The organism is Blautia sp. MSK.20.85, from assembly GCF_013317245.1.
GTDB lineage: Bacteria > Bacillota > Clostridia > Lachnospirales > Lachnospiraceae > Blautia_A.
This window is the reverse complement of record NZ_JAAIUN010000016.1, coordinates 1-23,133: the sequence shown is the minus strand read 5'-3', so window position 1 is coordinate 23,133 and position 23,133 is coordinate 1. Positions and strand designations below refer to the sequence as shown.

18 protein-coding genes, 1 other RNA gene and 2 other annotated features are annotated in these 23,133 nt (G+C 43.8%); all 19 genes read left to right on the top strand.

The window, feature by feature from the left end; genetic code table 11:
• Positions 1 to 5: 5 nt before the first annotated feature.
• The 19 genes from G5B12_RS10140 to G5B12_RS10050 all read left to right on the top strand — a co-directional run bounded on the left by G5B12_RS10140 (position 6) and on the right by G5B12_RS10050 (position 21,823).
• Positions 6 to 599, top strand: a complete 594-nt coding sequence (locus G5B12_RS10140) for a zinc ribbon domain-containing protein (protein ID WP_118064187.1) — start codon at positions 6 to 8, stop codon at positions 597 to 599.
• Positions 596 to 1,045 carry a hypothetical protein gene (locus tag G5B12_RS10135; RefSeq protein ID WP_021976302.1) on the top strand — a complete coding sequence of 150 codons (450 nt, stop codon included), beginning with the start codon at positions 596 to 598 and terminating at the stop codon, positions 1,043 to 1,045. Before G5B12_RS10140 ends, G5B12_RS10135 begins: the two co-directional genes overlap by 4 nt.
• A gap of 12 nt (positions 1,046 to 1,057) precedes the next feature.
• Positions 1,058 to 2,635, top strand: a complete 1,578-nt coding sequence (locus G5B12_RS10130; protein ID WP_118064185.1) for an AAA family ATPase — start codon at positions 1,058 to 1,060, stop codon at positions 2,633 to 2,635.
• Positions 2,636 to 2,647: 12 nt separating this feature from the next.
• A complete protein-coding gene (locus tag G5B12_RS10125) occupies positions 2,648 to 3,154 on the top strand; it encodes a hypothetical protein (RefSeq protein ID WP_118064183.1) in 507 nt (168 codons plus the stop codon).
• Positions 3,155 to 3,275: 121 nt separating this feature from the next.
• Positions 3,276 to 3,893 carry a VanZ family protein gene (locus G5B12_RS10120; RefSeq protein WP_118064181.1) on the top strand — a complete coding sequence of 206 codons (618 nt, stop codon included), beginning with the start codon at positions 3,276 to 3,278 and terminating at the stop codon, positions 3,891 to 3,893.
• Positions 3,894 to 3,936: 43 nt separating this feature from the next.
• Positions 3,937 to 4,199 (top strand) — a binding site (T-box leader).
• 99 nt (positions 4,200 to 4,298) lie between these two features.
• Positions 4,299 to 5,954 carry a 2-isopropylmalate synthase gene (locus G5B12_RS10115; protein WP_174088143.1) on the top strand — a complete coding sequence of 552 codons (1,656 nt, stop codon included), beginning with the start codon at positions 4,299 to 4,301 and terminating at the stop codon, positions 5,952 to 5,954.
• Positions 5,955 to 6,063: 109 nt separating this feature from the next.
• Positions 6,064 to 8,010, top strand: a complete 1,947-nt coding sequence (locus tag G5B12_RS10110) for a DUF2142 domain-containing protein (protein ID WP_174088142.1) — start codon at positions 6,064 to 6,066, stop codon at positions 8,008 to 8,010.
• A gap of 471 nt (positions 8,011 to 8,481) precedes the next feature.
• A complete protein-coding gene (locus G5B12_RS10105) occupies positions 8,482 to 9,318 on the top strand; it encodes a cell wall hydrolase (RefSeq protein WP_174088141.1) in 837 nt (278 codons plus the stop codon).
• A gap of 180 nt (positions 9,319 to 9,498) precedes the next feature.
• Positions 9,499 to 10,989, top strand: a complete 1,491-nt coding sequence (gene thrC / locus G5B12_RS10100; RefSeq protein ID WP_118064177.1) for a threonine synthase — start codon at positions 9,499 to 9,501, stop codon at positions 10,987 to 10,989.
• 73 nt (positions 10,990 to 11,062) lie between these two features.
• Positions 11,063 to 11,240, top strand: a non-coding RNA gene (gene ssrS / locus G5B12_RS10095) — 6S RNA.
• Between the two features lie 59 nt (positions 11,241 to 11,299).
• Positions 11,300 to 12,358, top strand: a complete 1,059-nt coding sequence (locus G5B12_RS10090) for an aldose epimerase family protein (RefSeq protein WP_021976310.1) — start codon at positions 11,300 to 11,302, stop codon at positions 12,356 to 12,358.
• A 36-nt stretch (positions 12,359 to 12,394) separates the two neighbouring features.
• Positions 12,395 to 12,982: a GNAT family N-acetyltransferase gene (locus G5B12_RS10085; RefSeq protein ID WP_021976311.1), complete on the top strand. Its 588-nt coding sequence runs from the start codon at positions 12,395 to 12,397 to the stop codon at positions 12,980 to 12,982.
• Between the two features lie 20 nt (positions 12,983 to 13,002).
• Positions 13,003 to 13,896, top strand: coding sequence for a YihY/virulence factor BrkB family protein (locus G5B12_RS10080; protein WP_021976312.1), 894 nt, complete (start codon positions 13,003 to 13,005; stop codon positions 13,894 to 13,896).
• 47 nt (positions 13,897 to 13,943) lie between these two features.
• Positions 13,944 to 14,165, top strand: a binding site (T-box leader).
• A gap of 95 nt (positions 14,166 to 14,260) precedes the next feature.
• The gene (gene pheS / locus G5B12_RS10075) at positions 14,261 to 15,280 is read left to right on the top strand and encodes a phenylalanine--tRNA ligase subunit alpha (protein WP_174088166.1); all 1,020 of its coding nucleotides are present in this window, start codon (positions 14,261 to 14,263) and stop codon (positions 15,278 to 15,280) included.
• A gap of 67 nt (positions 15,281 to 15,347) precedes the next feature.
• Complete coding sequence (gene pheT, locus G5B12_RS10070) at positions 15,348 to 17,765, top strand: phenylalanine--tRNA ligase subunit beta (RefSeq protein WP_174088140.1); 2,418 nt, start codon at positions 15,348 to 15,350, stop codon at positions 17,763 to 17,765.
• A complete protein-coding gene (locus G5B12_RS10065) occupies positions 17,765 to 18,373 on the top strand; it encodes a histidine phosphatase family protein (protein WP_118071837.1) in 609 nt (202 codons plus the stop codon). Before pheT ends, G5B12_RS10065 begins: the two co-directional genes overlap by 1 nt.
• A 313-nt stretch (positions 18,374 to 18,686) precedes the next feature.
• Entirely contained in the window at positions 18,687 to 18,899 is a 213-nt protein-coding gene (locus tag G5B12_RS10060; protein ID WP_174088139.1) for a FeoA domain-containing protein, read from the top strand.
• Between the two features lie 129 nt (positions 18,900 to 19,028).
• Positions 19,029 to 20,690 (top strand): MotA/TolQ/ExbB proton channel family protein, encoded by a 1,662-nt coding sequence (locus G5B12_RS10055; RefSeq protein WP_021976317.1) that lies wholly within the window; start codon positions 19,029 to 19,031, stop codon positions 20,688 to 20,690.
• Positions 20,691 to 20,707: 17 nt separating this feature from the next.
• Entirely contained in the window at positions 20,708 to 21,823 is a 1,116-nt protein-coding gene (locus tag G5B12_RS10050; protein WP_174088138.1) for an OmpA family protein, read from the top strand.
• Positions 21,824 to 23,133: the final 1,310 nt, after the last annotated feature.

The following is a 23,133-nucleotide window of genomic DNA, read 5'->3' as shown; positions in this document are numbered from 1 at the left end:
GAGACATGGACGCAAAAATGAGAGCTGATTTTGTGAATTCCGTGGCCAGTGGACAGAAAGTTCCCTGCCCGGTCTGCAATACATTGAATGATCCAGATGGGAGTTTCTGTATTGCCTGTGGTCATTCTTTAAAGAAAGAAGAGAAAAAAGATGAAAATTCTGGTACGGTAATCTGCCCGGTTTGCCAGAATGCGAATAAAAAGGGATTTCGCTTTTGCACGGTCTGTGGAAATAAATTAGACGAGGCAGAAAGCACAAAGAGCAGTGACCCGGTTACACCACAGCCGGCAGCAGCTCCGGCACAGTCAAAGGCAGCAGGACAGCAGCCGGCAGCTCCGGCTCAGGACGTACAGAGAAATATGGGCAAAAATGCATCCCAGGTTGCTCCGGCATTTGAACCGGCAAAAAAAACGGCAGCTGCCCCAATCCGAAAAGATCCACCGATCCAGAGTAAGCCTGTCCGGAAAAAAATGGCATTTAACTTTGCGGAGCCGGAGGTGGAAGAATATAAGGAGCCGGTAAGTGTATTTGCACAGGGACTTCCTTCCTGGGATGTAGTTCCGCCGCAGATCATGGTCAGGAGGAAGAAGAAAAAATGACAGCAGTACCAAATACATACTCAGAATGGGTTACAGTATTAACCGATTTCAAAAATAAAAAAAATGATGAAGATGTCTTAAGAGCAATGAAGGCAGGGTCCATACAGTGGCAGTCAGGTGTGGCAGAAAGGTTTTCACGGAAACTGATCGAAGCAGTGAATTTTCGTATGAATGCTGCTTCGGATAAGTTTCAGAAGGATCTGTCCAGATCCCATGGACAGGAAGGCGCCATTGTTCAGGCAATATTATCCTTAAGAAAAGAAATGGCATTCCTTGCAAATGCAATCGATCTGCCTGCTTTACCGGATGATGAAAGAAAGCATTATCTGGCTTTGGTTATTGAACAGGCGGATAATATGCAGAAATCGCTGGAAGATTCTGCGAAAAATGACAGAAGCGGAAGAATGTCCAGCATTGTCAGAAATCACAGGGTGAATTCATTTTAGGAGAGAAGACAGATGAGTGATACAGCTAAAAGCAAGGAACTTTTGACACGGTATTCTATAGCAAGAATTCCTTTTATTGCAATTAATACCATAGAACCTGGCAGAACACTGGAGATGTTGAAAGAGATATCCGAGGATCTGCAGCTTCCGTTTCATGTACATACGCTGACAAAGGGAGTTTATGATCTGGCAACGGATAAGAATCTCAGTGATGACAAATCCGTTTATGGTGCGATTGATTATATGACGGAGCAGATGAAACGCAAGCAGTATGAAACGATCATTCTGACAGAAGTTCCGGACCTGAGCACAGAAAACAGCGATTCCAAACAGATACTGGCACTGGTAAATCTGGCTAATGAGTCTGGTGGAGTTGTCATTGTATTTACCAACGCGCCAGTCTGGAATCAGCTTCAGCGCCAGGGAATGACGATCAAGATCGATCTCCCAAATGAAGAAGAAATGTATTCCATAATCAAAGAATATATTGATGATTATCGAAATGAAATTCCTATTGAATGGGATAATACAGATATACGGGAGGCCGCTGCAACCTTAAATGGAGTTACACGAATTGAAGCGGAGAATGTGATCGCCGCACTGATCGCCAACAAACGTATTCGGAAATCAGATATGGATGAAGTACGTTTTGCGAAAGACCGTCTTTTTTCGGATATTTCCGGACTTGAGAAGATCGAAGTGGACGACAGTGTAAAGGATGTAGGTGGACTGGAAGGACTCCGGAAGTGGCTGGATGAAAAAAAAGAACTTCTCACACCGGAAAAGAAAGATGAGCTGCGTTCCAAAGGTCTGCAGCCACCGAGAGGGATTTTGCTTGTAGGAGTTCCGGGATGTGGAAAGTCTTTATCTGCGAAATCCATATCCGCAAACTGGAAACTGCCTCTTTACAGGCTGGATTTTGCCACAGTGCAGGGAAGTTATGTAGGACAGTCAGAACAGCAGCTGAAAGATGCACTGACAACAGCTGAAAATGTATCTCCCTGCATCTTATGGATCGATGAGATTGAAAAAGGATTATCCGGAGCTACCGGAGGCGCCGGAGACGGAGGAGTGTCCACCAGAATGGTTGGACAGTTTCTGTTCTGGATGCAGGAATGCAAAAAACAGGTGTTTGTTGTAGCAACAGCCAATGATGTGTCCATGCTGCCGTCAGAACTGCTCCGCCGCGGAAGATTTGATGAGTTGTTTTTTGTTGATCTTCCTACCGCAGATGAAAGAAGAGATATTTTGTCTTTATATATGAGAAAATATTTAAATCTGGAATTTTCCGGTGAATTTGCAGATAAAGTAGTTGAGATCAGTGATGGATTTACAGGAGCAGATCTGGAGTCTACAGTCAGAGATCTGGCGTACCGGTCTATCGCAAATGCAAACTTTATTTTAAGTGAGGAGAATATAGTAACTGCATTTAACAATGTAGTTCCACTTTCTCAGACAAGCCCGGAAAAAATCGAAGCGATCAGGGATTGGGGGAAGGAAAGAGCAGTACCGGCTTCCGGAAAGCCGATTGGTGGAGAGGAACTTATCCAGAAGAAAAGTGGACCAAAGACGCGAAAAGTTCTTGTATAAGGAGTGTGGATCATGCCAAGACCGATGTTAAGAACACCACAGAATCAGACACAGTCACAAACTGTAAATAATAATATCTTAAGTGCAACCAGAAATCAGGAGCATGAGCAGCAACAACAGCAAATGGATAAGATGAAACTAGATCAGCTGCTGAGAAAAAAAAGATCAAAAGAATATATGGAAGCATTGCATAAACTGGATGCGGGCGGACACGTTCATAATCAGAATAAAGTAAATGATATCATCCGCACGATACAGGAGGAGTTTCCGGAAGTTCAGCTTGGAGGCGTCCTGCTTGGATATGTTTCCATCTGTTATCTCGGAAAGCCTTATGAAGTGCATACACTGGATCTTACAGGTGGCATCATTGAACATTATAAAACAGGAGAAACACTTCCAGATGGCCTCGAAAAGGCACGTACCATTGCCATGCGTGGCGGATATGAGTTTATTGAAGTTTATAAAGACTGCTGCAGGGCGGTCAGTGCCAGCGGATATGTTTCTGTAATACCAGGCTGAAAAAACAAAAATCCGGGATGCAGATGATAAGCATCCTGGATTTTATGAAGAAAATATAGTAGTATAAAGACCGGATAAATATATCGGAGAATTGCGATAGGTATCCGGAAAGGATATACAAATGAAAGATATTATAGCGAATATTACAGCGAATGTACTGACTGCACTGTATCAGCCCTTCTGGTTTTCTGTAGCCCTTTCAGTACTGGCTTTGTTTTTTTATCTGTTTGCTTATCATAACGAGACTGGTGGAAGGGGATTAAAGGCGGCTTTTTCTGTCTGGTGGAAATATTTTCGTGAGGATCTGTTTTTTCGGAAACTGTTTTTTCTTACGTTTTATACGACTATGATACTGTTCCGTACTTTGCTGAACCGTGATATGTGGATGAATCCTCTTTCTGATGTTTTTGGAAACTGGTGGATCTGGAAGTATGCGGAAGATGGGAGCAGGCAGCTTACAACAGAGTGCATTGAGAATCTGATGCTGTTCATTCCGTTTACGGTTCTTTTTTTCTGGACTGTTCGTGATAAAGTTACGGAAAAAATGACATTTTGCGGTACTGTATGGAAGGGACTTAAGATCACATTTCTGTTTTCTCTGTCCATTGAATTTCTGCAGCTGTTCCTGCGTCTTGGAACTTTTCAGTTTTCAGATCTGTTTTACAATACTCTGGGTGGAGGCGTTGGAGGCCTGATTTACTGGTTTGGATCTTACATGTCAAAGAGAAAACACCATTGACAAATTTATCGTAACGTGTTAACCTAATACCAGTTTCAAAAAGAGAAATGCATAGATGAGGAATAGTACACATTGAGCGGAGCACAGAGAGCTGCTGGCCGGTGAGAAGCAGTGGAAGGGATTTGTGGAACTCGCCTCGGAGCATCTGCCCGAAATCCTATAAGAGAGTAGGCGCAGACGGTGTCCGCCGTTACCCGGAGAGGATATAAGGATGTTTTTACATTCCGTATCTGTCAAGTGTGTGATTTTTTATTCATGAAATAAGAGTGGTACCGCGTAGGACAGCAGTTGTCTTTCGTCTCTTGCAGAATCTGCAGAGCCGGAAGATTTTTTTATGTCTTAATACAAAATGAAATTACAGAAACCAAAAAAAATTAATGGAAGAGAAAATGGAGGAAAACGAAAATGATGACACCATCTAAGTACAAACGTCAGTATTACATGCCGCCGGTGAAATGTATGAAATGGGCGGAGAAAGAGTATGTGGATAAGGCTCCAATCTGGTGCTCTGTAGACCTTCGTGACGGAAACCAGGCACTTGTGATTCCTATGAGCCTGGAGCAGAAAGTGGAATTTTTCAAGCTTCTTGTAAAAATCGGTTTTAAGGAGATTGAGGTGGGTTTTCCGGCAGCTTCAGAGACAGAGTATGAGTTTCTTCGTACCCTGATCGAACAGAACCTGATTCCTGAGGATGTTACCATTCAGGTACTGACTCAGGCAAGAGAGCACATCATCCGCAAAACTTTTGAGGCCGTAAAGGGTGCTCCGAAAGCGATCGTTCATGTATACAATTCCACATCTGTTTCTCAGAGAGAGCAGGTATTTAAGAAATCCAAAGAAGAGATCCTGAAGATTGCGGTAGATGGCGCAGCTCTTCTGAAAAAACTGGCAGATGAGACAGAGGGTAACTTCCAGTTTGAGTACAGCCCGGAGAGTTTTACAGGAACAGAGCCGGAATATGCACTGGAAGTCTGCAACGCAGTTCTTGATGTATGGCAGCCAACGGAAGATAACAAGGCAATCATCAACCTACCTGTTACTGTTGAACATTCCATGCCGCATGTGTATGCAAGCCAGGTGGAATACATGTGTGACAATCTGAAATACCGTGAAAACGTAATCGTTTCCCTTCATCCTCACAATGACCGTGGATGCGGTGTTGCAGATTCCGAGATGGGCCTTCTGGCAGGCGCTGACCGAATTGAGGGTACTCTCTTTGGAAATGGCGAGCGTACCGGTAATGTGGATATTGTAACACTGGGTATGAATATGTATTCCCAGGGCGTGGATCCGAAGATCGATTTTTCTGATATGCCACATATCTGTGAGGTTTATGAGAAATGTACAGGAATGCAGATTTATGAGAGAAGCCCATACAGTGGAGCTCTTGTATTTGCAGCATTTTCCGGATCTCATCAGGATGCTATCGCAAAAGGTATGCACTGGAGAGAGAATGGAGATCTGGAGCATTGGACTGTTCCGTATCTGCCGATCGATCCGACAGATGTGGGAAGAAATTACGATGCGGATGTTATCCGTATCAACAGCCAGTCCGGAAAAGGCGGCGTAGGTTATATCCTGGAAACAAAATTCGGACTGAACCTTCCACCGAAAATGCGCGAAGCTATGGGTTATGCAGCGAAAGCAGTGTCCGATCACAAACACAAAGAGCTTCATCCGGACGAGATCTTCAGCCTGTTCAAATCTGCCTTCGAAAATGTGGTTGAGCCATACAGCATTAACGAAGTTCATTTCCAGCAGAAAGACGGTGGCATTGTAACTCAGGTTACTTCTACATTCCGTGGAAAAACCATTGTTACAAAAGCTACCGGCAATGGCCGTCTTGATGCAGTAAGTAATGCATTGAAGAAAGCTTATGAGCTGAAATATACACTGGAAACTTATCAGGAGCATGCGCTGGAGCGCAGTTCCACATCCAAAGCGATTGCGTATGTGGGAATCCGCAAACCGGATGGTACTCTTGCATGGGGAGCTGGCGTTGATCCGGATATCATCCGTGCGTCTATCGATGCGCTGGTAACTGCAATCAATAACCGATAAGAACAGATATAAAAAAAGAAGCTGCCGCAAAAAGCCGCTTCTTTTTTTATTGTACAGATGATATAATGGTTCGGAATGTGAGAATAACAGGAAACATAAGAGGTACAATATGAAAAATGAGAAAAAAAGCAGAAGAACTTGTCATCTGTCATCTGATCTGAAGGATATAATAAAATACATCCTGATTTTTGGTACGATCCTGGTCTTTGGAGTATATCTTCTGGCAGATGCAGAGGTCCTTGGCAATGTAAAACAGCAGGAAAGACCGGAAACATCAGTGATGATCGGATCCGGAGAAAAATTTGAAACAAGTTTCTTTTGCAAAACAAACCGGCTTTCCGGGGTAGAACTTTTTTTATCTACGGAAAGTGCGTCTGTCACAGGAAGCTTTCATGTAACACTTTATCAGGAAGAAAAAGAAATTCAGGACTGGGAAACAAATCGGCTGACAATATCTGCAGGCGATACTACGTATTTTCAACTGGATCAGAGAATCCTAAACTGTAAAGGCCGGAAATTTCGGATCATCCTGGATGAAGCAACAGGGGATACAGGTGTGGCTGCCGGTGTGATAAATAAAAAAGACGGCACGCAGACACTTGCTTACCGTGCTATTTCCAGACCATTTTCAAAGGGACTTGTGCTCATGGCTATTTCAGCGGTGTCAGTGATTATGCTGCTGGTGTTTGCGTTTCTCAGAAGGAGAAAAGTAAAGACCGAAGTATTATTTGCAGTAATTTATCTTTTTATGAGTTTTACTACTCTGGCAGCAGTTCCTGCTTTTAATTCACCGGATGAATACAGCCATTTTCTGAGAAGTTATGAAGTTTCCAGAGGTCATATGACTTCAGAGGGGAATGGGGGGAATGATCTGTTTTCATATGGGAGAACTTTTAACAGCGGCCTTATCCCTGATTTTTCCTCCAAAGACCATGTTTCACTCTGGGATATCGGAGGCAATATAAATCAGCGGATCGATACCGGAAAAACACAGTTCTACGGATTTGGAAATACAGCTCTGTATGCGCCTACATCTTATCTGCCACAGGCTATAGGGATTCGGATCGCAGATCTTTTCACAGATCGTCCGATTGTTCTTGCCTATGGAGGAAGAGTCGCCAATATGTTATGTTTTGGTCTGATTTTCTTTCTGGCGATCCGTTTTACACCTGTGGGTAAAAACTTTATTGCATTGCTGGGACTCGTGCCCATGAATATCCAGTCCGCAAATTCCATGTCTGCAGATGCGCTGGCACTGGCATTGACAGTAGCCATGATCGTGTTTGTACTGTACATGCGCTATAAAGAAAAACGGGTAATGAAAAAAGGACAGCTTGTGTTAATGTATGCAGTGACGGGATTTTTGTGTTTGTGTAAAGTTGTTTATATGCCATTTTGTCTCTTTTTATTTCTGATTCCGAAGGAGCGGTTCCGGAATAAAAAGAACTACTGGCTTCATGTGGCGTGTGCGGGGACAATGATCCTGCTCTTGAGCTTTGGCTGGCTTGCAATTGCGTCCGGATATCTCTGCGAGTCGCAGCCGGGAGTAGATACGGCTGCCCAGCTTATCGGAATCCTGAAAAATCCGGTTGCTTTTATACTTACCTTTGTACGTAGCCTGGATGCGTTTGGACTGGCTTATCTTACAGAAATGGTGGGAAGTACCCTTGGCTGGCTGAATATTCCAGTCTGCAGTCTTCTGGCAGTGGGTTATCTTGTTATGATGTTACTGCAGGTTTCACGAAATAACGATATGGAAGGAATTCGTATGGATCCTTTTGCAAAAATAATGCTGGCAGGTATCAGTATTCTGGTTTTCGGCCTGATTTTTGTTACTCTTTATGGTCAGTGGACGGCCTATGGGTATGATAAGATTCTGGGGGTTCAGGGACGTTATTTCCTGCCGCTGCTTTTGCCGGTAGTGCTTGCATTGAAGCCAAAGAGATTTACGGAAGGTACGAATGGAACTCCGTGGGGACTGTTTCTGGGAGCCTGGAGTATCGATCTGTGTGTATATGCTACACTTTTTGTACAGGCTCTCTGTCAGTATAAATAAGCAGGTTAACCTTGTTTTGATTATAAAGTGAACAGCAACAGCTATAGGAATCTGTCGATTATGATCGGACGGAAATCCTTGACTGTATGAAGCCGCAATATTATAATCAATTATAGCGTTTCTGGAAACACTATGATAAATAACCGGAAAGAAAAAACTGTTCTGACAGAAACAAGGACAGATAGAAATACATTTTTTACAGTACAAGAGTACAATTGTTACAAAAAAATGTATTTACTATCTGTCCTTGTTTGTTTTCAAAAAGTGGATAGTTATGTGTATAACTGCGGATTCGTATGTGGAATCAATGTGGAAGGGATGTGGATAACAAATAAATGCTGTTATTATGGACAGAAATAGCTGAAAAAGCTTGACATATCACACTTTATTAAATATAATTTTCTTATACATTACAGAAATGTTACAAACATGTAAACAAAGAAAGGAAAATATAACGCAGGGAATGAAATTATGAAAGTTGAGAAAGATTTACGGGATTCTGCAGAAATACAGGATGAACGTAAAAATGGAAAAACCGCAAGGAATTCCGTGCGCAGTTTTGCAGTACTGACAGTGTGTGCAGTTTTTGCAATGGTGATCTCTTTGGGAGCAAGAGGATTTGCAGAAAACGGCAATGGCAGTAAAGTCTATGCTGCTTCGGATGGTGGAACGAGATCTTCGGATGAAGAGGTAGCTGTTCCTACAGGAATTGCGGGAGTCGTTTCCGGAGTTTCCGACACACCTGTGTCGGGGAGTACAGTAACCAGGATTGGAAGTTCCTGTGAGCAGGTGATCGTAGGTCAGAGAGTACAGACTGTAAAGAATACCACAGCAGATCTCAATGTAAGCTCCTCCATGGAAAATAAAGTGAATGAACTGGATGCAAGGTCGATTACACTTGCCGAGAATCCTACGCTGATGTCAGATGAGGATTATGATACGCTTCTGCGTATTGTTGAGGCAGAAGCTGGCAGTGAGGACATCAAAGGTCGTGTATTGGTGGCAAATGTGATCATGAACCGCATGAAAAGTGATGATTTTCCCAATACAGTGACAGAAGTTGTATGGGATAACAGCGATGGAGTACCACAGTTTTCACCTACCTATGATGGAAGAATCAATGAAGTTACGGTCTCGGATGAAACAAAGGAAGCTGTGAAACAGGCACTAAAAGGCACCGATTATTCAGAAGGGGCATTGTTTTTTATCCAGAAATCCGCGGCGGAAGCTCATAACATTAAATGGTTTGAAAAAGATCTCAGAAAGCTTTTCAAGTATGGAGTCCATGAATTTTATACATACAAATAAAAAGTGCTGATTCAGCACTGGACAGAACGCCGGTAGAGAAAAAGAGCCGGCGTTTTGTTTTTTTGGAGAAAAACAATTTCAGGTTTTTTTTAAAGTGGTGGCATTTTCCATAATTCCATGCTATAATGTGATAACGTTAGAAAGAAAACGAATATTTTACAATAGAAAGGCGGAACACCAATGCAGGTATTGTACAAAAGCACCAGAGGAAAAGAGCAGGCAGTTACAGCGTCAATGGCCATACTGAAAGGCCTTTCTGAGGACGGCGGACTGTTCGTGCCTGAGCGCATTCCACAGTTGGATGTACCAATGGACAAACTGGCTCAGATGACTTATCAGGAAACAGCATATGAGGTAATGAGCCGTTTTCTCACAGATTTTACAGAGGAAGAGCTTAAGAACTGTATCAGCAAGGCATATGACAGCAAATTTGATACAGAAAAGATCGCTCCTCTTCATGAAGCCTGTGGAGCTTATTTTCTGGAGCTGTTCCACGGCGCAACTATTGCGTTTAAGGATATGGCCCTTTCCATCCTTCCTCATCTGATGACAACAGCAGCGAAGAAGAACCATGTGAAAAATGAGATCGTAATTCTTACCGCAACATCCGGAGATACCGGTAAAGCTGCCATGGCAGGTTTTGCAGATGTACCGGGAACCAAAATTATCGTATTCTATCCGAAACATGGCGTCAGCCCGATTCAGGAGAAACAGATGGTAACCCAGAAGGGAGCCAATACTTATGTGGTAGGTATTACCGGAAACTTTGACGATGCCCAGACTGCAGTTAAGAAGATGTTTAATGATCATGAGATGGCAGCAGAGCTGGATCAGGCAGGCTTCCAGTTTTCATCCGCAAATTCTATCAATATCGGACGACTTGTTCCGCAGATTGTATATTATGTATACGCTTATGCAACACTGGTACGTGACGGTAAGATCAAAGACGGACAGGAGATCAATGTGGTAGTTCCTACCGGAAACTTTGGAAATATTCTTGCCGCATACTATGCAAAACAGATGGGACTTCCGATCCACAAACTGATCTGTGCATCCAATGAGAATCGTGTTCTCTATGATTTCTTCCGCACAGGAACCTACGACAGAAAGAGAGATTTCATTCTTACGACTTCTCCTTCCATGGATATCCTGATCTCCAGCAACCTGGAGCGTCTGATCTATCGCCTTACAGGAGAGAATGCTGAGAAATGTGCAGAGCTTATGAAATCTTTAAGTGAGGGCGGAGAGTATACCATTACAGAAGAGATGAAAGCACAGCTCGGCGATTTCTATGGTAATTTCTGCAGTGAGGAAGAGACTGCAAATACCATCAGCGAAATCTATAAAGACAGCAATTATGTAATTGATACACATACTGCAGTTGCCGCAGGCGTATATAAGAAATATGTAAGTGAGACAGATGATCATCTTCCAACTGTTATTGCTTCTACAGCCAGTCCATATAAATTTACAAGAAGTGTTATGGATGCGCTTGGGGAAGATCATAAAGATCTGGATGATTTTGGCCTGGTAGATGCATTATCCGCGCTTTCAAAAGTGCCGGTTCCGCGTGCTGTTGAGGAGATCCGTACTGCACCGGTTCTTCATGATAAAGTGGTAGATGCAGTGGATATGCCAGCAGCAGTAAAAGAGATTCTTAACATTAAATAATAAAAATCAGTAAGAATGTGTATTTTCTGTTGAAAAAGCACAAATACTGGTTTATAATAAAAACAACGAAAACCGAATCCTGGAATGTTCGATCCCCCTTTTCTTTTTGAACCTACATTGACATTTTGGGAATCCAAAATCGCAGGTTGGATGTCAGACCTCACGTCGTGGTAGGCAGAAGACACTGTTGAGGATACCCACCTAGCATCTGCTAGGCGTCAAAAATAAGGGAACGGCATCCCGGGATTAATCGGTTAAAGACATAGAGCCGGTTGATGGCTCTTTTTTCATATATGGGAGGAATTACAGCATGAGTGTTTCTGAGAGAAAATTTGGAACACTTCCTACAGGGGAAGAAGTAAAGATCTATCATCTTGAGAATAAAAAGGGTGCCTATGTCGAGGTACTTCAGTATGGCGCTATCCTGGTGAAAGTATGCGTGCCGGATAAGAATGGAGAACTTAAGGATGTGGTTCTGGGATATGACGATATGGAAAGTTATGAAGTGAATGGCTGCTTCTTTGGTGCGATCATTGGAAGAAGTGGAAACCGTATCGAAAATTCCAGATTTTTTATTGATGATAAAGAAGTGATTCTTACAGAGAATGAAAATCATAATAATCTGCACAGTGGTCCTGATGGCTTCGAGAAAAAACTCTGGGCGGTAAAAGAAATTTCCCAGGATAAGAACAGCGTGGATTTCTTCCGCATCAGTCCGGATGGTGAAAATGGTTTTCCGGGAGAATTTTCGATTGTTGTGAAATATGAATTCACCGAGGAAAATGAACTGAAGATCTTTTACAGAGGACGCTCCGATGCGGCAACGGTTGCCAATATGACCAACCATTCCTATTTTAATCTGAAAGGGGAGGGCAGTGGAGATGTACTTGACCAGGAAGTATGCATTCATGCGAAATATTTTACTCCTGTGAAAGACAGTCAGTCCATTCCTACCGGTGAATATGCGCCGGTAGCAGGAACGCCGATGGATTTTAATGTTGCGAAACCAATCGGCAGAGATATTGAGGCTGATTTTGAGCAGCTGAAGTTTACGGGTGGTTATGATCATAACTATGTAACTGACAATTATGCCAAGGGTAATGTCCGTTCCATTGCCAGTGCGTACTGTAAGGAATCCGGGATTGGAATGGAAGTTTCTTCTGACTGCCCGTGTGTACAGTTCTATGCAGGTAATTTTGTCAAGGATGAGAAGGGTAAGAACGACCATGTTTATCATGAACGGTATGGATTCTGCCTGGAAACACAGGTGGAGCCAAATGCGGTAAATGTGGACGATTTCCACTCTCCGATCCTGCGTCCCGGTGAAGAATACAGTTCAGAGACGGTTTACCGTTTCTGGGTGAAATAGGGAAGAAACAAAAAATAAAAGAGGTGTAATAAAGCAATGCAGATACGTGTGGCAGAAGAAAAAGATGCGGCAGCACTGGTAGAGATTTATTCCTACTATGTAGAAAAAACGGCGATCACATTTGAATATGAAACACCGTCCACAGAGGAATTTGCGGAAAGAATTCATAACATAAAAGAAAAATATCCATATATTGTGGCAGAAGAGAACGGAGAAATCCTGGGTTATGCCTATGGCTCTGCCTTTCATCCAAGAGCTGCTTATGGGTGGTGCGCCGAAATGTCCATCTATGTGAAACATGATCGAAGAGGCAGCGGTGCAGGCGGAAGACTCTACCGTGCCCTGGAAAGTCTTCTTGCGGAGATGGGAGTGCTGAACCTGAATGCGTGTATTGCGGTGGCACCGAAAGAAGATGAATATCTGACTAATGCCAGTGTGGACTTTCATAAACATTTTGGATATAAACGCGTGGGAGAGTTCCACAGATGCGGATATAAGTTTAACCGCTGGTATAATATGATATGGATGGAAAAGATGATTGGCGAACATAAAAGTGTACAGCCGGAAGTAAAAGCTTTTCCGAAAATCCAGGATAAGATTGGCTTTGAACGGTTTTCCTGGTAAAAAAACTTGAGGGGGTCAGCATGGACGAGGAAAAGAAAAATATAATCCAGCTCATGCTGGGGTTTGTGCGAAGGGCAAACGGAGATCATGTCAGTGCATATGCGGCGCAGGCAGCATACTTTCTGATCATGTCATTTATTCCGTTTATCCTTTTTCTCACAACACTGATCCGTTACACACCGTTAAGCTATAATGTAGTCCGGGACGCCATTGTCGGTTTTGTGCCCGGAAATCTGCAGACTTTTGTGCTGAGCATTGTAGTGGAAGTGTACAAAAGAAGCACAGCGATCGTCCCGTTGTCTGCGCTGATGGCGCTTTGGGCATCCGGAAAGGGAATGCAGGCTATTATTAACGGTCTGAATACCATTTATCATGTGAAGGAAACACGAAACTGGCTGATGAACCGGATCTATTCGGTTTTTTATATGCTGCTGTTTGTTCTGGCGATCATTGTTACCCTTCTGGTTCTGGTCCTTGGTAACCGGATCCAGATGGCTGTACAAAAAACGATTCCAATTCTGGGAAGACTGATGGCCAGGATCATGGGAGCCAGGACATTGCTGGTGTTTGCGGTACTGTTTGTGGTATTTCTGGTGTTGTATAAAGTGCTGCCCAACCGGAAGGCAACCTTTAAAAGCCAGCTTCCCGGAGCGTTTATCATTGCTACGGCATGGCTGATCTTTTCCTATGGATTTTCTCTGTATTTTGAATTTTTTCCGAATTTCGGAAATATGTATGGAAGCCTGACTGCACTGATCATGGTAATGCTGTGGCTGTATGTGTGTATGAACCTGATTCTTTACGGGGCAGAGATTAATGCATACTTCGAAAATGAGTTCCGAAAAGCCCAGAAATCCGTAAAAACTCTCCTTACCAAGAAAGAAAATGAAAAAAACAGCTCCAAAGAATCCTGACTTTGCGCTTGACAGAAAGCAGACCTTGTGGCATAGTATTAAAAGACAGAAAAGCTGTGAAGGTGTTTATAGAGGATCATTTTCTCACAGAGAAGGGAGGTCGCCGGCTGTAAGCTTCCCCGGGTTCAGATGATTCTTGAATTTCCCACCGGAGCTTCCTCTCTGAAGTAACAGTAGGAGATGACGTGCGCTGCGCGTTAAGCAGATAAGAGGTGCCCGTGATCTTTTCATGGGAAACTGGGTGGTACCGCGGATATTCCGTCCCTTTTATAAGGGACGGTTTTTTTATTGCCTGTATCTGAATTTTCGGGGCAGGCGGCGTATCATTTGATTATTTTAATTAAAGGAGAAATAGACCATGGATATGAAAGAAAGACTTCAGGAACTGGCTGAGAATGCCAGAAAACGGATCGAGGAATCCGAGGGCCTGGACAAGCTGAATGATGTGCGTGTTGCATATCTTGGAAAAAAAGGTGAGCTTACAGCAATCTTAAAAGGTATGAAAGATGTTGCTCCGGAAGAGCGTCCGAAAGTTGGTCAGCTTGTCAATGAGACAAGAGCCAAGATCGAGGAACTTCTGGAAGCTTCCAAGAAAGATTTCGAGGAGAAAGTCTGCGAGGAAAAAATGAAGGCCGAAGTGATCGATGTAACACTTCCTGCAAAGAAAGCAAAAATTGGTCATCGTCATCCGAACACCATCGCTCTGGAAGAAGTTGAGCGTATTTTCATCGGAATGGGATATGAGGTTGTAGAAGGTCCGGAAGTTGAGTATGCGGATTACAACTTTACAAAACTGAACATTCCGGAGAACCATCCGGCAAGAGACGAGCAGGATACTTTCTTTATCAACGATTCCATTCTGCTTCGTTCCCAGACATCACCGGTTCAGGCACGTGAGATGGAAAAGGGCAAACTCCCGATCCGTATGATCGCACCTGGTCGTGTATTCCGTTCTGATGAGGTAGATGCAACACATTCTCCTTCCTTCCATCAGATTGAAGGTCTCGTTATTGATAAGAACGTTACCTTTGCAGACCTTAAGGGAACGCTTCAGGAGTTTGCAAAAGAGCTGTTCGGACCGGAGACAAAAACCAAATTCCGTCCGCATCATTTCCCGTTCACAGAGCCAAGCGCTGAGGTTGATGTTTCCTGCTTCAAATGTGGAGGAAAAGGCTGCCGTTTCTGCAAAGGCTCCGGCTGGATTGAAATCCTTGGCTGTGGTATGGTTCATCCGAATGTTCTCCGTATGTGCGGAATCGATCCGGATGAATATACAGGATTTGCTTTTGGTGTGGGTCTGGAGCGTATCGCGCTTCTGAAATATGAGATTGATGATATGCGCCTTCTCTATGAGAATGACAGCAGATTCCTGAAACAGTTCTAAAACAGCGAATGCGGATGATGAGTGTCCGCCTGACAGTAAATATAGAAAAAAAGAAGGGACAACCAAAATGAATACTTCATTATCTTGGATTAAAACATATGTGCCGGATCTGAATGTAACGGCACAGGAATATACAGATGCCATGACTTTAACAGGCACAAAGGTAGAAGGCTTTACAGAGCTGGATGCAGATCTTGACAAGATCGTGATCGGCCAGATCGACAAGATCGAGAAACATCCGGATGCAGATAAGCTGATCATCTGCCAGGTAAACATCGGAACGGAGAGCGTACAGATCGTAACAGGTGCTCCCAATGTAAAAGAGGGAGACAAAGTTCCTGTTGTTCTTGACGGTGGACGTGTTGCAGGCGGTCATGATGGAAAAATGACTCCTGGTGGAATCAAGATCAAAAAAGGTAAACTCCGTGGAGTTGAGTCCTGTGGTATGATGTGCTCTATTGAGGAGCTTGGAAGTACAAGAGAGATGTACCCGGAGGCACCGGAGTACGGCATCTATATTTTCCCGGAGGATGCAGTAGTTGGTGAGAGCGCGATTAAGGCACTTGGTCTTGACGATGTGGTATTTGAGTACGAGATCACTTCCAACCGTGTAGACTGCTACGGCGTTCTTGGAATCGCAAGAGAGGCAGCAGCAACCTTCCAGAAAAAATTCTGCCCGCCTGTTGTAGAAGTTAAGGGAAATGATGAGAAAGCTTCCGATTACGTAAAAGTTACTGTACAGGATCCGGAACTCTGCCCGCGTTACTGTGCGAGAGTTGTAAAAAATGTTAAGATCGGTCCGTCTCCGAAGTGGATGCAGAGATGTCTGGCTTCCAATGGAATCCGTCCGATCAACAACCTGGTTGATATCACAAACTATGTAATGGAAGAGTTTGGTCAGCCAATGCATGCGTATGATCTGGATACCATCGCAAACAGAGAGATCGTTGTGCGCCGTGCAGGAAAAGATGAGAAGTTCGTCACACTGGATGGCCAGGAGCGTACCATGGATGAGAACGTTCTGATGATCTGTGACGGCGAAAAAGCGGTCGGCATCGCTGGTATCATGGGCGGCGAGAACTCCATGATCACAGACGATGTAAAAACCGTTCTTTTTGAGGCTGCATGCTTTGATGGAACCAGCATCCGTCTTTCTTCCAAGAGAATCGGCCTTCGTACAGATGCATCCGGTAAATTTGAGAAAGGCCTTGACCCGAACAACGCACAGGCTGCCATCGACCGTGCATGCCAGCTGATGGAAGAGCTTGGTGCCGGCGAGGTTGTAGGTGGTATGGTTGATGTCTGCAACGAGACAAGAGAGCCATCCAGAGTAAAATTTGAGCCTGAGAAGATCAACAAACTTCTTGGAACCAACCTTACAAAAGAAGAGATGCTCGGTTATCTTGGACGTGTAGAGCTGGCTTATGATGAGAAAACAGACGAGATCGTTGCACCGACATTCCGTCAGGATATCCACTGCAATGCAGATGTTGCAGAGGAGGTTGCAAGATTCTACGGCTATGATAAGATCCCGATGACACTTCCTACCGGAGAGGCTACCACAGGTAAGCTTCCATTCAAGCTTCGTATCCAGGAAGTCGCAAGAGATATTGCAGAGTACTGCGGATTCTCAGAGGGAATGTCTTATTCTTTCGAAAGTCCGAAGGTATTTGACAAGCTCTGCATTCCTGAGGACAGTGATCTTCGAAAAGTCATCACCATCAGTAATCCTCTTGGAGAGGACTACAGCATCATGCGTACAAGCACACTGAACGGTATGCTGGCATCCCTTTCCACAAACTACAACAGACGTAACAAAGATGTTCGTCTCTACGAACTTGGAAATATTTATCTTCCGAAGTCCCTTCCGATCACAGAGCTTCCGGATGAGCGTACTATGTTTACACTTGGAATGTATGGAAACGGCGATTTCTTCGATATGAAGGGTGTATGCGAGGAGTTCTTCGAGAAGATCGGAATGAAGAAAAAAGTTACCTACGATCCGAACAGCGAGAAGCCATTCCTTCATCCTGGAAGACAGGCAAACATGATCTACGAGGGTAAAGTTGTCGGATACTTAGGTGAGGTTCACCCATCTGTTGCAGACAATTACTCCATCGGAGAGAAAGCATATATCGCAGTGATCGATATCCTGGATATTCTGGAATTTGCAGGCTTCAACCACAAATACACCGGAATCGCAAAATATCCGGCTGTAACACGTGACTTAAGCCTTGTAGTTCCTCACGCAGTTCTTGCCGGTCAGATCGAGGAGATCTTTGACCAGAGAGGCGGAAATATTCTGGAGAGTTATCAGCTGTTCGATATCTATGAGGGTGCACAGATCGAAAAAGGCTTCAAATCCATGGCTTATTCTCTGGTATTCCGTGCTCATGATAAGACCCTTGGTGAGAATGAGATCTCCGCAGTAATGAAGAAGATCATGAATGGCCTCAACGGACTTGGAATCGAGCTGAGAAGCTGATGCTGATTTACATTGTAAGACATGGCCTGACAGAGTGGAATAAATTAAAAAAACTTCAGGGTATTGCCGATGTGCCTCTTGCAGAGGAAGGCATTCTCCTTGCTGAAAAAACGGGAGAAGCTCTCCGGGGGGTGAAATTTGACATCTGTTTTACAAGTCCGCTCTCAAGGGCAAGGCAGACAGCAGAATGTGTTCTGGGAAAACGTGATGTCCCGATCATACCGGATAAGCGGATTCAGGAGATTAACTTTGGCGTGCTGGAAGGCGACCAGGTAAGAGATGCTGCTGGCAATTATATTGATCCGCAGATTGAGACTTTTTTCCGTGATCCGGTAAATTTTAAACGGCCGGAAAACGGCGAGGATATTTTTGATGTGATTGCCAGGACAAAAGATTTCTGGGATGAAAAAACATCAGATCCGGCGCTTGCGGACAAAACGATTCTGGTTGCTTCCCATGGATGTGCAGTCCGGGCGCTTCTTCAGAATGTGGATCCGGATCCGAAAAATTTCTGGCGCGGTTGTGTCCCGCCAAACTGCTGTGTCAATCTTGTGGAAGTGAAGAATGGAAAAACAACGCTTCTGGAAGAAGATAAAGTTTATGCATAAAAAATAATGAAAAACGCAGAATAACTGTAATGGTTGTTCTGCGTTTTTTGGTAAAAATATACAGGTTACAATTGACTAATCGTAATAAATTGAGATAAAATATACAAAAGAAATAAATGATTCAGAAAAATAAAAGTTAAACTCTCCTAATTGTATAAAAATGCAGAATTGCGTTGAAATTATTTGGCCGAATCAAGGAAGTTAAACTGCGAAGCAGTTATTCGGTTATGAGCAAGCAGCGAATGCTTTGATCCACTTGACGGAGAGAGAATAAGTGCTGACAGTGATGTGACATATGGAATGGGGTGAGTATATGCAGTCATTAAATGAAACAAAAGCAGGGGAAAGCTACACGATCAAGTGGATGACCGGAATGCCGGAAACTATGGAACAGATCAGGCGGTATGATGTCAGTGAAGGAAAGACCGTGCAGATTATAAGCAGGATTCTCGGTGGAGTAATCGTAGGCGTTCAGGGACATCGGATTCTGATCAGTGATGATGCAGCCTGTCGTATAAAAGTATAAATAAGAAAAATGTTGAAAGGACAATTCTTTTTGCGGGAATTGTCCTTTTTGGTTGTTTTGGGAATGCGGTTATGATAGTATGATAAAAAAGAAAACTTTTTTTCAAAAATAAATACGGGGAGGCAGATTATGGGAAAAAAGTTTATGAATACAGTGCTGTTTCTGCTTGTTGCAGTGGCAGCAGCGACTCTGACCGCTTATGTGGGAAAGGGTTCCGGAAATGTACTGTTTTATAATTTTGCATTTCTGGGAATTATGGTGATCATTTATGCTGTCGGTCTTTTTGCCGGACTGTACAGAATGGATAACCTGACGACTGCGCTGAAACATGGAGCCAGTGAGATTACCGATGTATTCCAGCTTCCGGGAAGGGCGAAGAAGGAAGAAATCGGGCAGTTACGAGGAATCTTCGGTGACCGGTATCTGGATAAAAAAATGGATGATTTTGTGGACAGCATCAGCCGGACAGAAGAAGGAATCGCTGAGGTTGAGGACTTTGTAAATATTGATGATGTGGATGTTCATATTCACAAAAGGCTTCTGGAAATGGCACCTGATATTTTTACAAGTCTTGGTATCCTTGGAACATTCATTGGTCTTGTCTGGGGACTGAAAAATTTTCAGCCTACAGATTATGAGGTAATGACAAATTCTGTATCTGCTCTTGTAGATGGTATAAAAGTTGCCTTTCTTACTTCTATCTATGGTGTCGCACTTTCGGTTGTGTATACATTTGGTATGAAGAGTGGTTATTCGTCTATGTCTCAGGCAATGCAGGATTTTCTGGACCGTTTTCATGCTCTGGTATTGCCGACTGCGGAGAATGAATCCTGGAATCTTCTGGTTTCCAGCCAGAAGACTCAGACAGAAGCTATGAAACAGATGGCAGAACAGTTTTCTGTACAGATGGCGGACAGCTTCGAAAAAGTTATCACACCTACATTCCAGAAGATGAATGATTCTCTGGATGTACTTACCGCGTCTGTTACGAAGGGTCAGCAGGATGCGATCAGGGAAATCCTGGATTCATTTTTGAGTGAGATGCATGGATCGTTTCAGCTTCAGTTTGAGGATTTCAATGATGCGCTGGTTGAACTTAAGAAGGCTCAGAAAGATAATACAGAATACACGTCAGAGCTGTATAAGACGATGAGCAGCCAGTTAAGTGAGACTTTTTCGAAACAGGAACGTGCCATGCGTGACGCGATTGCGGAAATTGACGAGATGCAGAGTAAATATATGAAGACTGCAGATCGGATCATCCGTGATAACCAGATGATTCAGCAGCTCCAGAAAAGGGATTATGAGAAACTGGCAGAGCATATGCATGAGAATGAAAAAGCTTCTGCAGATTTATGGAAATCCTGTAATGAGTCCATGCGCCAGTATGTGGACAGTGCCGCAGAGGGAATGAAGACTGCCGCAGATTCCAATAAGATCAGTGCAGAACTTTTGCGGGAAGATAAAAAGCTGATCGAGAGCTTTGAGACGAAACTGAACGAGTTTACAGAGAGCCAGAAAATGGTAAACAGTACTCTGGATGAAGTTCGCAGGCTTCTTTCTGAGATCAAGACTGCAAAGAACAACCGGGATATTCATCTTGTTGCGGGACAGCCATGGGGATATGGTGGCAGTGCAGGCGTGCAGGAACTGAAAGATAAACTTACCAGTCTTGAAGATCTTCTGGATGGCCAGGGAGCGAGACAGGAGGCTCTTCTTGATGAGATCGAGAGAAGTATCCGTGAAATGACGAAAGTAGCCCAGAAAGGGCGTTTTGGCTTGTTTAAATAAGAAGAGAGGAATTGTTGATGCACAAAAAAAGAAGGCCGGAGGATCACGGGTTTAATATCTGGCGCTCTTATTCAGACATGATGGCGGGGGTTTTACTGCTTTTTGTACTGATCATGTGTGTGACTCTTTTTCAGGCACAGAAGAGTTATAATGACAGTCTGAAGGAACGGGATGAAAAAATTGCTCTTCAGGAAAAGTATACGGAGGAGCTTCTTGAAAAACAGAGTGCGCTGGATAAGCAGGCGGGGACGTTAAAGAGCCAGGATGAGCAGATCAAGTCCAAAGATGAACAGATCAAGTCTCAGGATAAGGAGCTGACTTCTCTGGCAGAGAAACTTGAGGAGCAGCAGAAAACACTTGAGGAGCAGCAAAAGAAGCTTACAGAACAGGAGAAAAAGCTGGATTCCCAGAAGAAAAAACTTGCAAAACAGCAGGATACTCTGGAAGAACAGCAGTCTGCGTTGGATGAAAAAACAGAACTCCTGAATACGCAGCAGGAAAAGATCGATAAAATTATTGGTGTGAAGGCTGAGGTCGTGGAGGCTTTACAGAAGGAATTTGCAAAAAAGAATCTGAATGTGGATATTGATTCTCAGACAGGTGCACTGACATTGAATGCCAGTGTTATGTTTGATTATGATCAGGCGGAACTGACAGATTCCGGTAAACGGACGTTGTCTATGGTGCTTCCTACATACTGTAAAGTGCTGCTGAATGATTCTTATAAAAAGTATCTGGGTGAGATTATTATTGATGGATATACGGATACTGACGGAGATTACAGTTATAATCTGGAACTGTCTCAGAAAAGGTCTCTGGCAGTAGCTCAATATCTTCTGGATATCAAAAGCGAGTTTTTGAAGGATGTACAGGTTCAGGAATTGCAGGATTGTCTGACGGTTAATGGGCATTCCATGTCGGATCCGGTTCTGGATGCGGATGGAAAAGTAGACAAAGATGCTTCCAGGCGCGTGGAGGTGAAGTTCCGTTTGAAGGATGAGGAGATGATCCAGGAGTTGAATAAGATTATGCAGGGGGATGCTTCTTCTAGTGTGGATAAGATAGCGGCGGAGTCGGGGAAGGATTCTGCGAAGGATTCGGGTACTGGGAAGGCGAGTGCTAAGAAAAAGTAAATTGGGATTGATGGAAGCTTCAGGCTGTTTGGGACATGGCCTGGAGCTTTTTTGCTTGGGGTTTGTCGGAGGAGTACTGGGACTTTGTGAGGTGGATGGAAAGGCGGACGCCAGGAGGGAGAGGATATCGGCTTGGGCAGGGACTCCGTCGGGGGATACAGCTATGGCTCCGTGAGGTGGATGGAAAGGCGGACGCCAGAGGAAGAGGATATCGGCCCGGGCAAGGACTCCGTCGGGGGATACAACTAAGATTCCGTGAGATGGCTAAAAGCATTGCGGCAGGGCCAGAACTCGCCGCTGGCTCAAACAGCTGACCCTGCCGCAATAACGCCCTCTCCCGCAACCTAAGTTGTATCACCCCTCCTCCGCAACAGCCCGAACCGATATCCTCTCCCTCTGGCTGACACTTCCAGCCGGTAGGAAAAAAGATAAAACCCGAGAGGGGACGGAAGCGGACGCGGGGCGTCCTGTCCTGGGATTGTGAAAGGGCAGCTGTATCGGCGTAGCGTCTCAGCGCAGATACCGAAGAGACCAGAAGAAGGATTGGAATAACGACTCATTATAAATATTGAAGAGTTTGGAAACCAGATTAGTATAACGTTCCACTGTAAATATTGAAGAATTCGGAAACCAGCTCAGTATAACGTTCCACTGTAAATATTGAAGAATTTGGAAACCAGCTCAGTATAACGTTCCATTGTAAATATTGAAGAATTCGGAAATCAGGTTAGTATAATGTTCCACTGTAAATATTGAAGAATTCGGAAACCAGCTCAGTATACCATTCCACTATAAGTGCCGAAGAACCCAGGAACCCAGATCGGCACAGCGTCCCACTCTGAATACCGCAGCATACAGACAAAAGTCAACCGTGTTACACATCAAAGATGTAACACTCCTTTCCGTGCCCAACGGGGTGGGAGCGCGAGGGAGGGCGTTCGGGCTTCGGAACTTTGAGATCGCCTTCCCTCGCACTTACCGCATTGAAAATGCGACCGCCGTAGCGCCACCAGCGAATGGAAGAAGAAAAATTGCATCTTTAAGATAAACTTCCAAAAAATCCAAAAAAATTTGAATTTTATGGTTGACAAGCATAACTCCCAGTGGTATTATAATTGAGCTGTCACAAATAATTGTTTTAGAAAAACAAACAATTAAAAAGAATTTCAGAAAAATGAAATTCACAGTTGACAAAAGACAGAAGATATGATAAAGTATCCAAGTCGTCAACAAAACGACAACAAAATCTTAACTCAAAAATGTTTGAAAAACTTGAAAAAAGTACTTGACAAACAAAAAGAGATGAGATA

What these genes read in the sequence shown, in the direction of transcription:
- pheS (WP_174088166.1), top strand. Translation starts at nt 14,261, where the DNA reads ATGAAAGAAAGACTTCAGGAACTGGCTGAGAATGCCAGAAAACGGATC.
- thrC (WP_118064177.1), top strand. Translation starts at nt 9,499, where the DNA reads ATGCAGGTATTGTACAAAAGCACCAGAGGAAAAGAGCAGGCAGTTACA.
- G5B12_RS10065 (WP_118071837.1), top strand. Translation starts at nt 17,765, where the DNA reads ATGCTGATTTACATTGTAAGACATGGCCTGACAGAGTGGAATAAATTA.
- G5B12_RS10130 (WP_118064185.1), top strand. Translation starts at nt 1,058, where the DNA reads ATGAGTGATACAGCTAAAAGCAAGGAACTTTTGACACGGTATTCTATA.
- G5B12_RS10125 (WP_118064183.1), top strand. Translation starts at nt 2,648, where the DNA reads ATGCCAAGACCGATGTTAAGAACACCACAGAATCAGACACAGTCACAA.
- G5B12_RS10055 (WP_021976317.1), top strand. Translation starts at nt 19,029, where the DNA reads ATGGGAAAAAAGTTTATGAATACAGTGCTGTTTCTGCTTGTTGCAGTG.
- G5B12_RS10085 (WP_021976311.1), top strand. Translation starts at nt 12,395, where the DNA reads ATGCAGATACGTGTGGCAGAAGAAAAAGATGCGGCAGCACTGGTAGAG.
- G5B12_RS10135 (WP_021976302.1), top strand. Translation starts at nt 596, where the DNA reads ATGACAGCAGTACCAAATACATACTCAGAATGGGTTACAGTATTAACC.
- G5B12_RS10140 (WP_118064187.1), top strand. Translation starts at nt 6, where the DNA reads ATGGACGCAAAAATGAGAGCTGATTTTGTGAATTCCGTGGCCAGTGGA.
- G5B12_RS10060 (WP_174088139.1), top strand. Translation starts at nt 18,687, where the DNA reads ATGCAGTCATTAAATGAAACAAAAGCAGGGGAAAGCTACACGATCAAG.
- G5B12_RS10050 (WP_174088138.1), top strand. Translation starts at nt 20,708, where the DNA reads ATGCACAAAAAAAGAAGGCCGGAGGATCACGGGTTTAATATCTGGCGC.
- G5B12_RS10080 (WP_021976312.1), top strand. Translation starts at nt 13,003, where the DNA reads ATGGACGAGGAAAAGAAAAATATAATCCAGCTCATGCTGGGGTTTGTG.
- G5B12_RS10090 (WP_021976310.1), top strand. Translation starts at nt 11,300, where the DNA reads ATGAGTGTTTCTGAGAGAAAATTTGGAACACTTCCTACAGGGGAAGAA.
- pheT (WP_174088140.1), top strand. Translation starts at nt 15,348, where the DNA reads ATGAATACTTCATTATCTTGGATTAAAACATATGTGCCGGATCTGAAT.
- G5B12_RS10110 (WP_174088142.1), top strand. Translation starts at nt 6,064, where the DNA reads ATGAAAAATGAGAAAAAAAGCAGAAGAACTTGTCATCTGTCATCTGAT.
- G5B12_RS10105 (WP_174088141.1), top strand. Translation starts at nt 8,482, where the DNA reads ATGAAAGTTGAGAAAGATTTACGGGATTCTGCAGAAATACAGGATGAA.
- G5B12_RS10115 (WP_174088143.1), top strand. Translation starts at nt 4,299, where the DNA reads ATGATGACACCATCTAAGTACAAACGTCAGTATTACATGCCGCCGGTG.
- G5B12_RS10120 (WP_118064181.1), top strand. Translation starts at nt 3,276, where the DNA reads ATGAAAGATATTATAGCGAATATTACAGCGAATGTACTGACTGCACTG.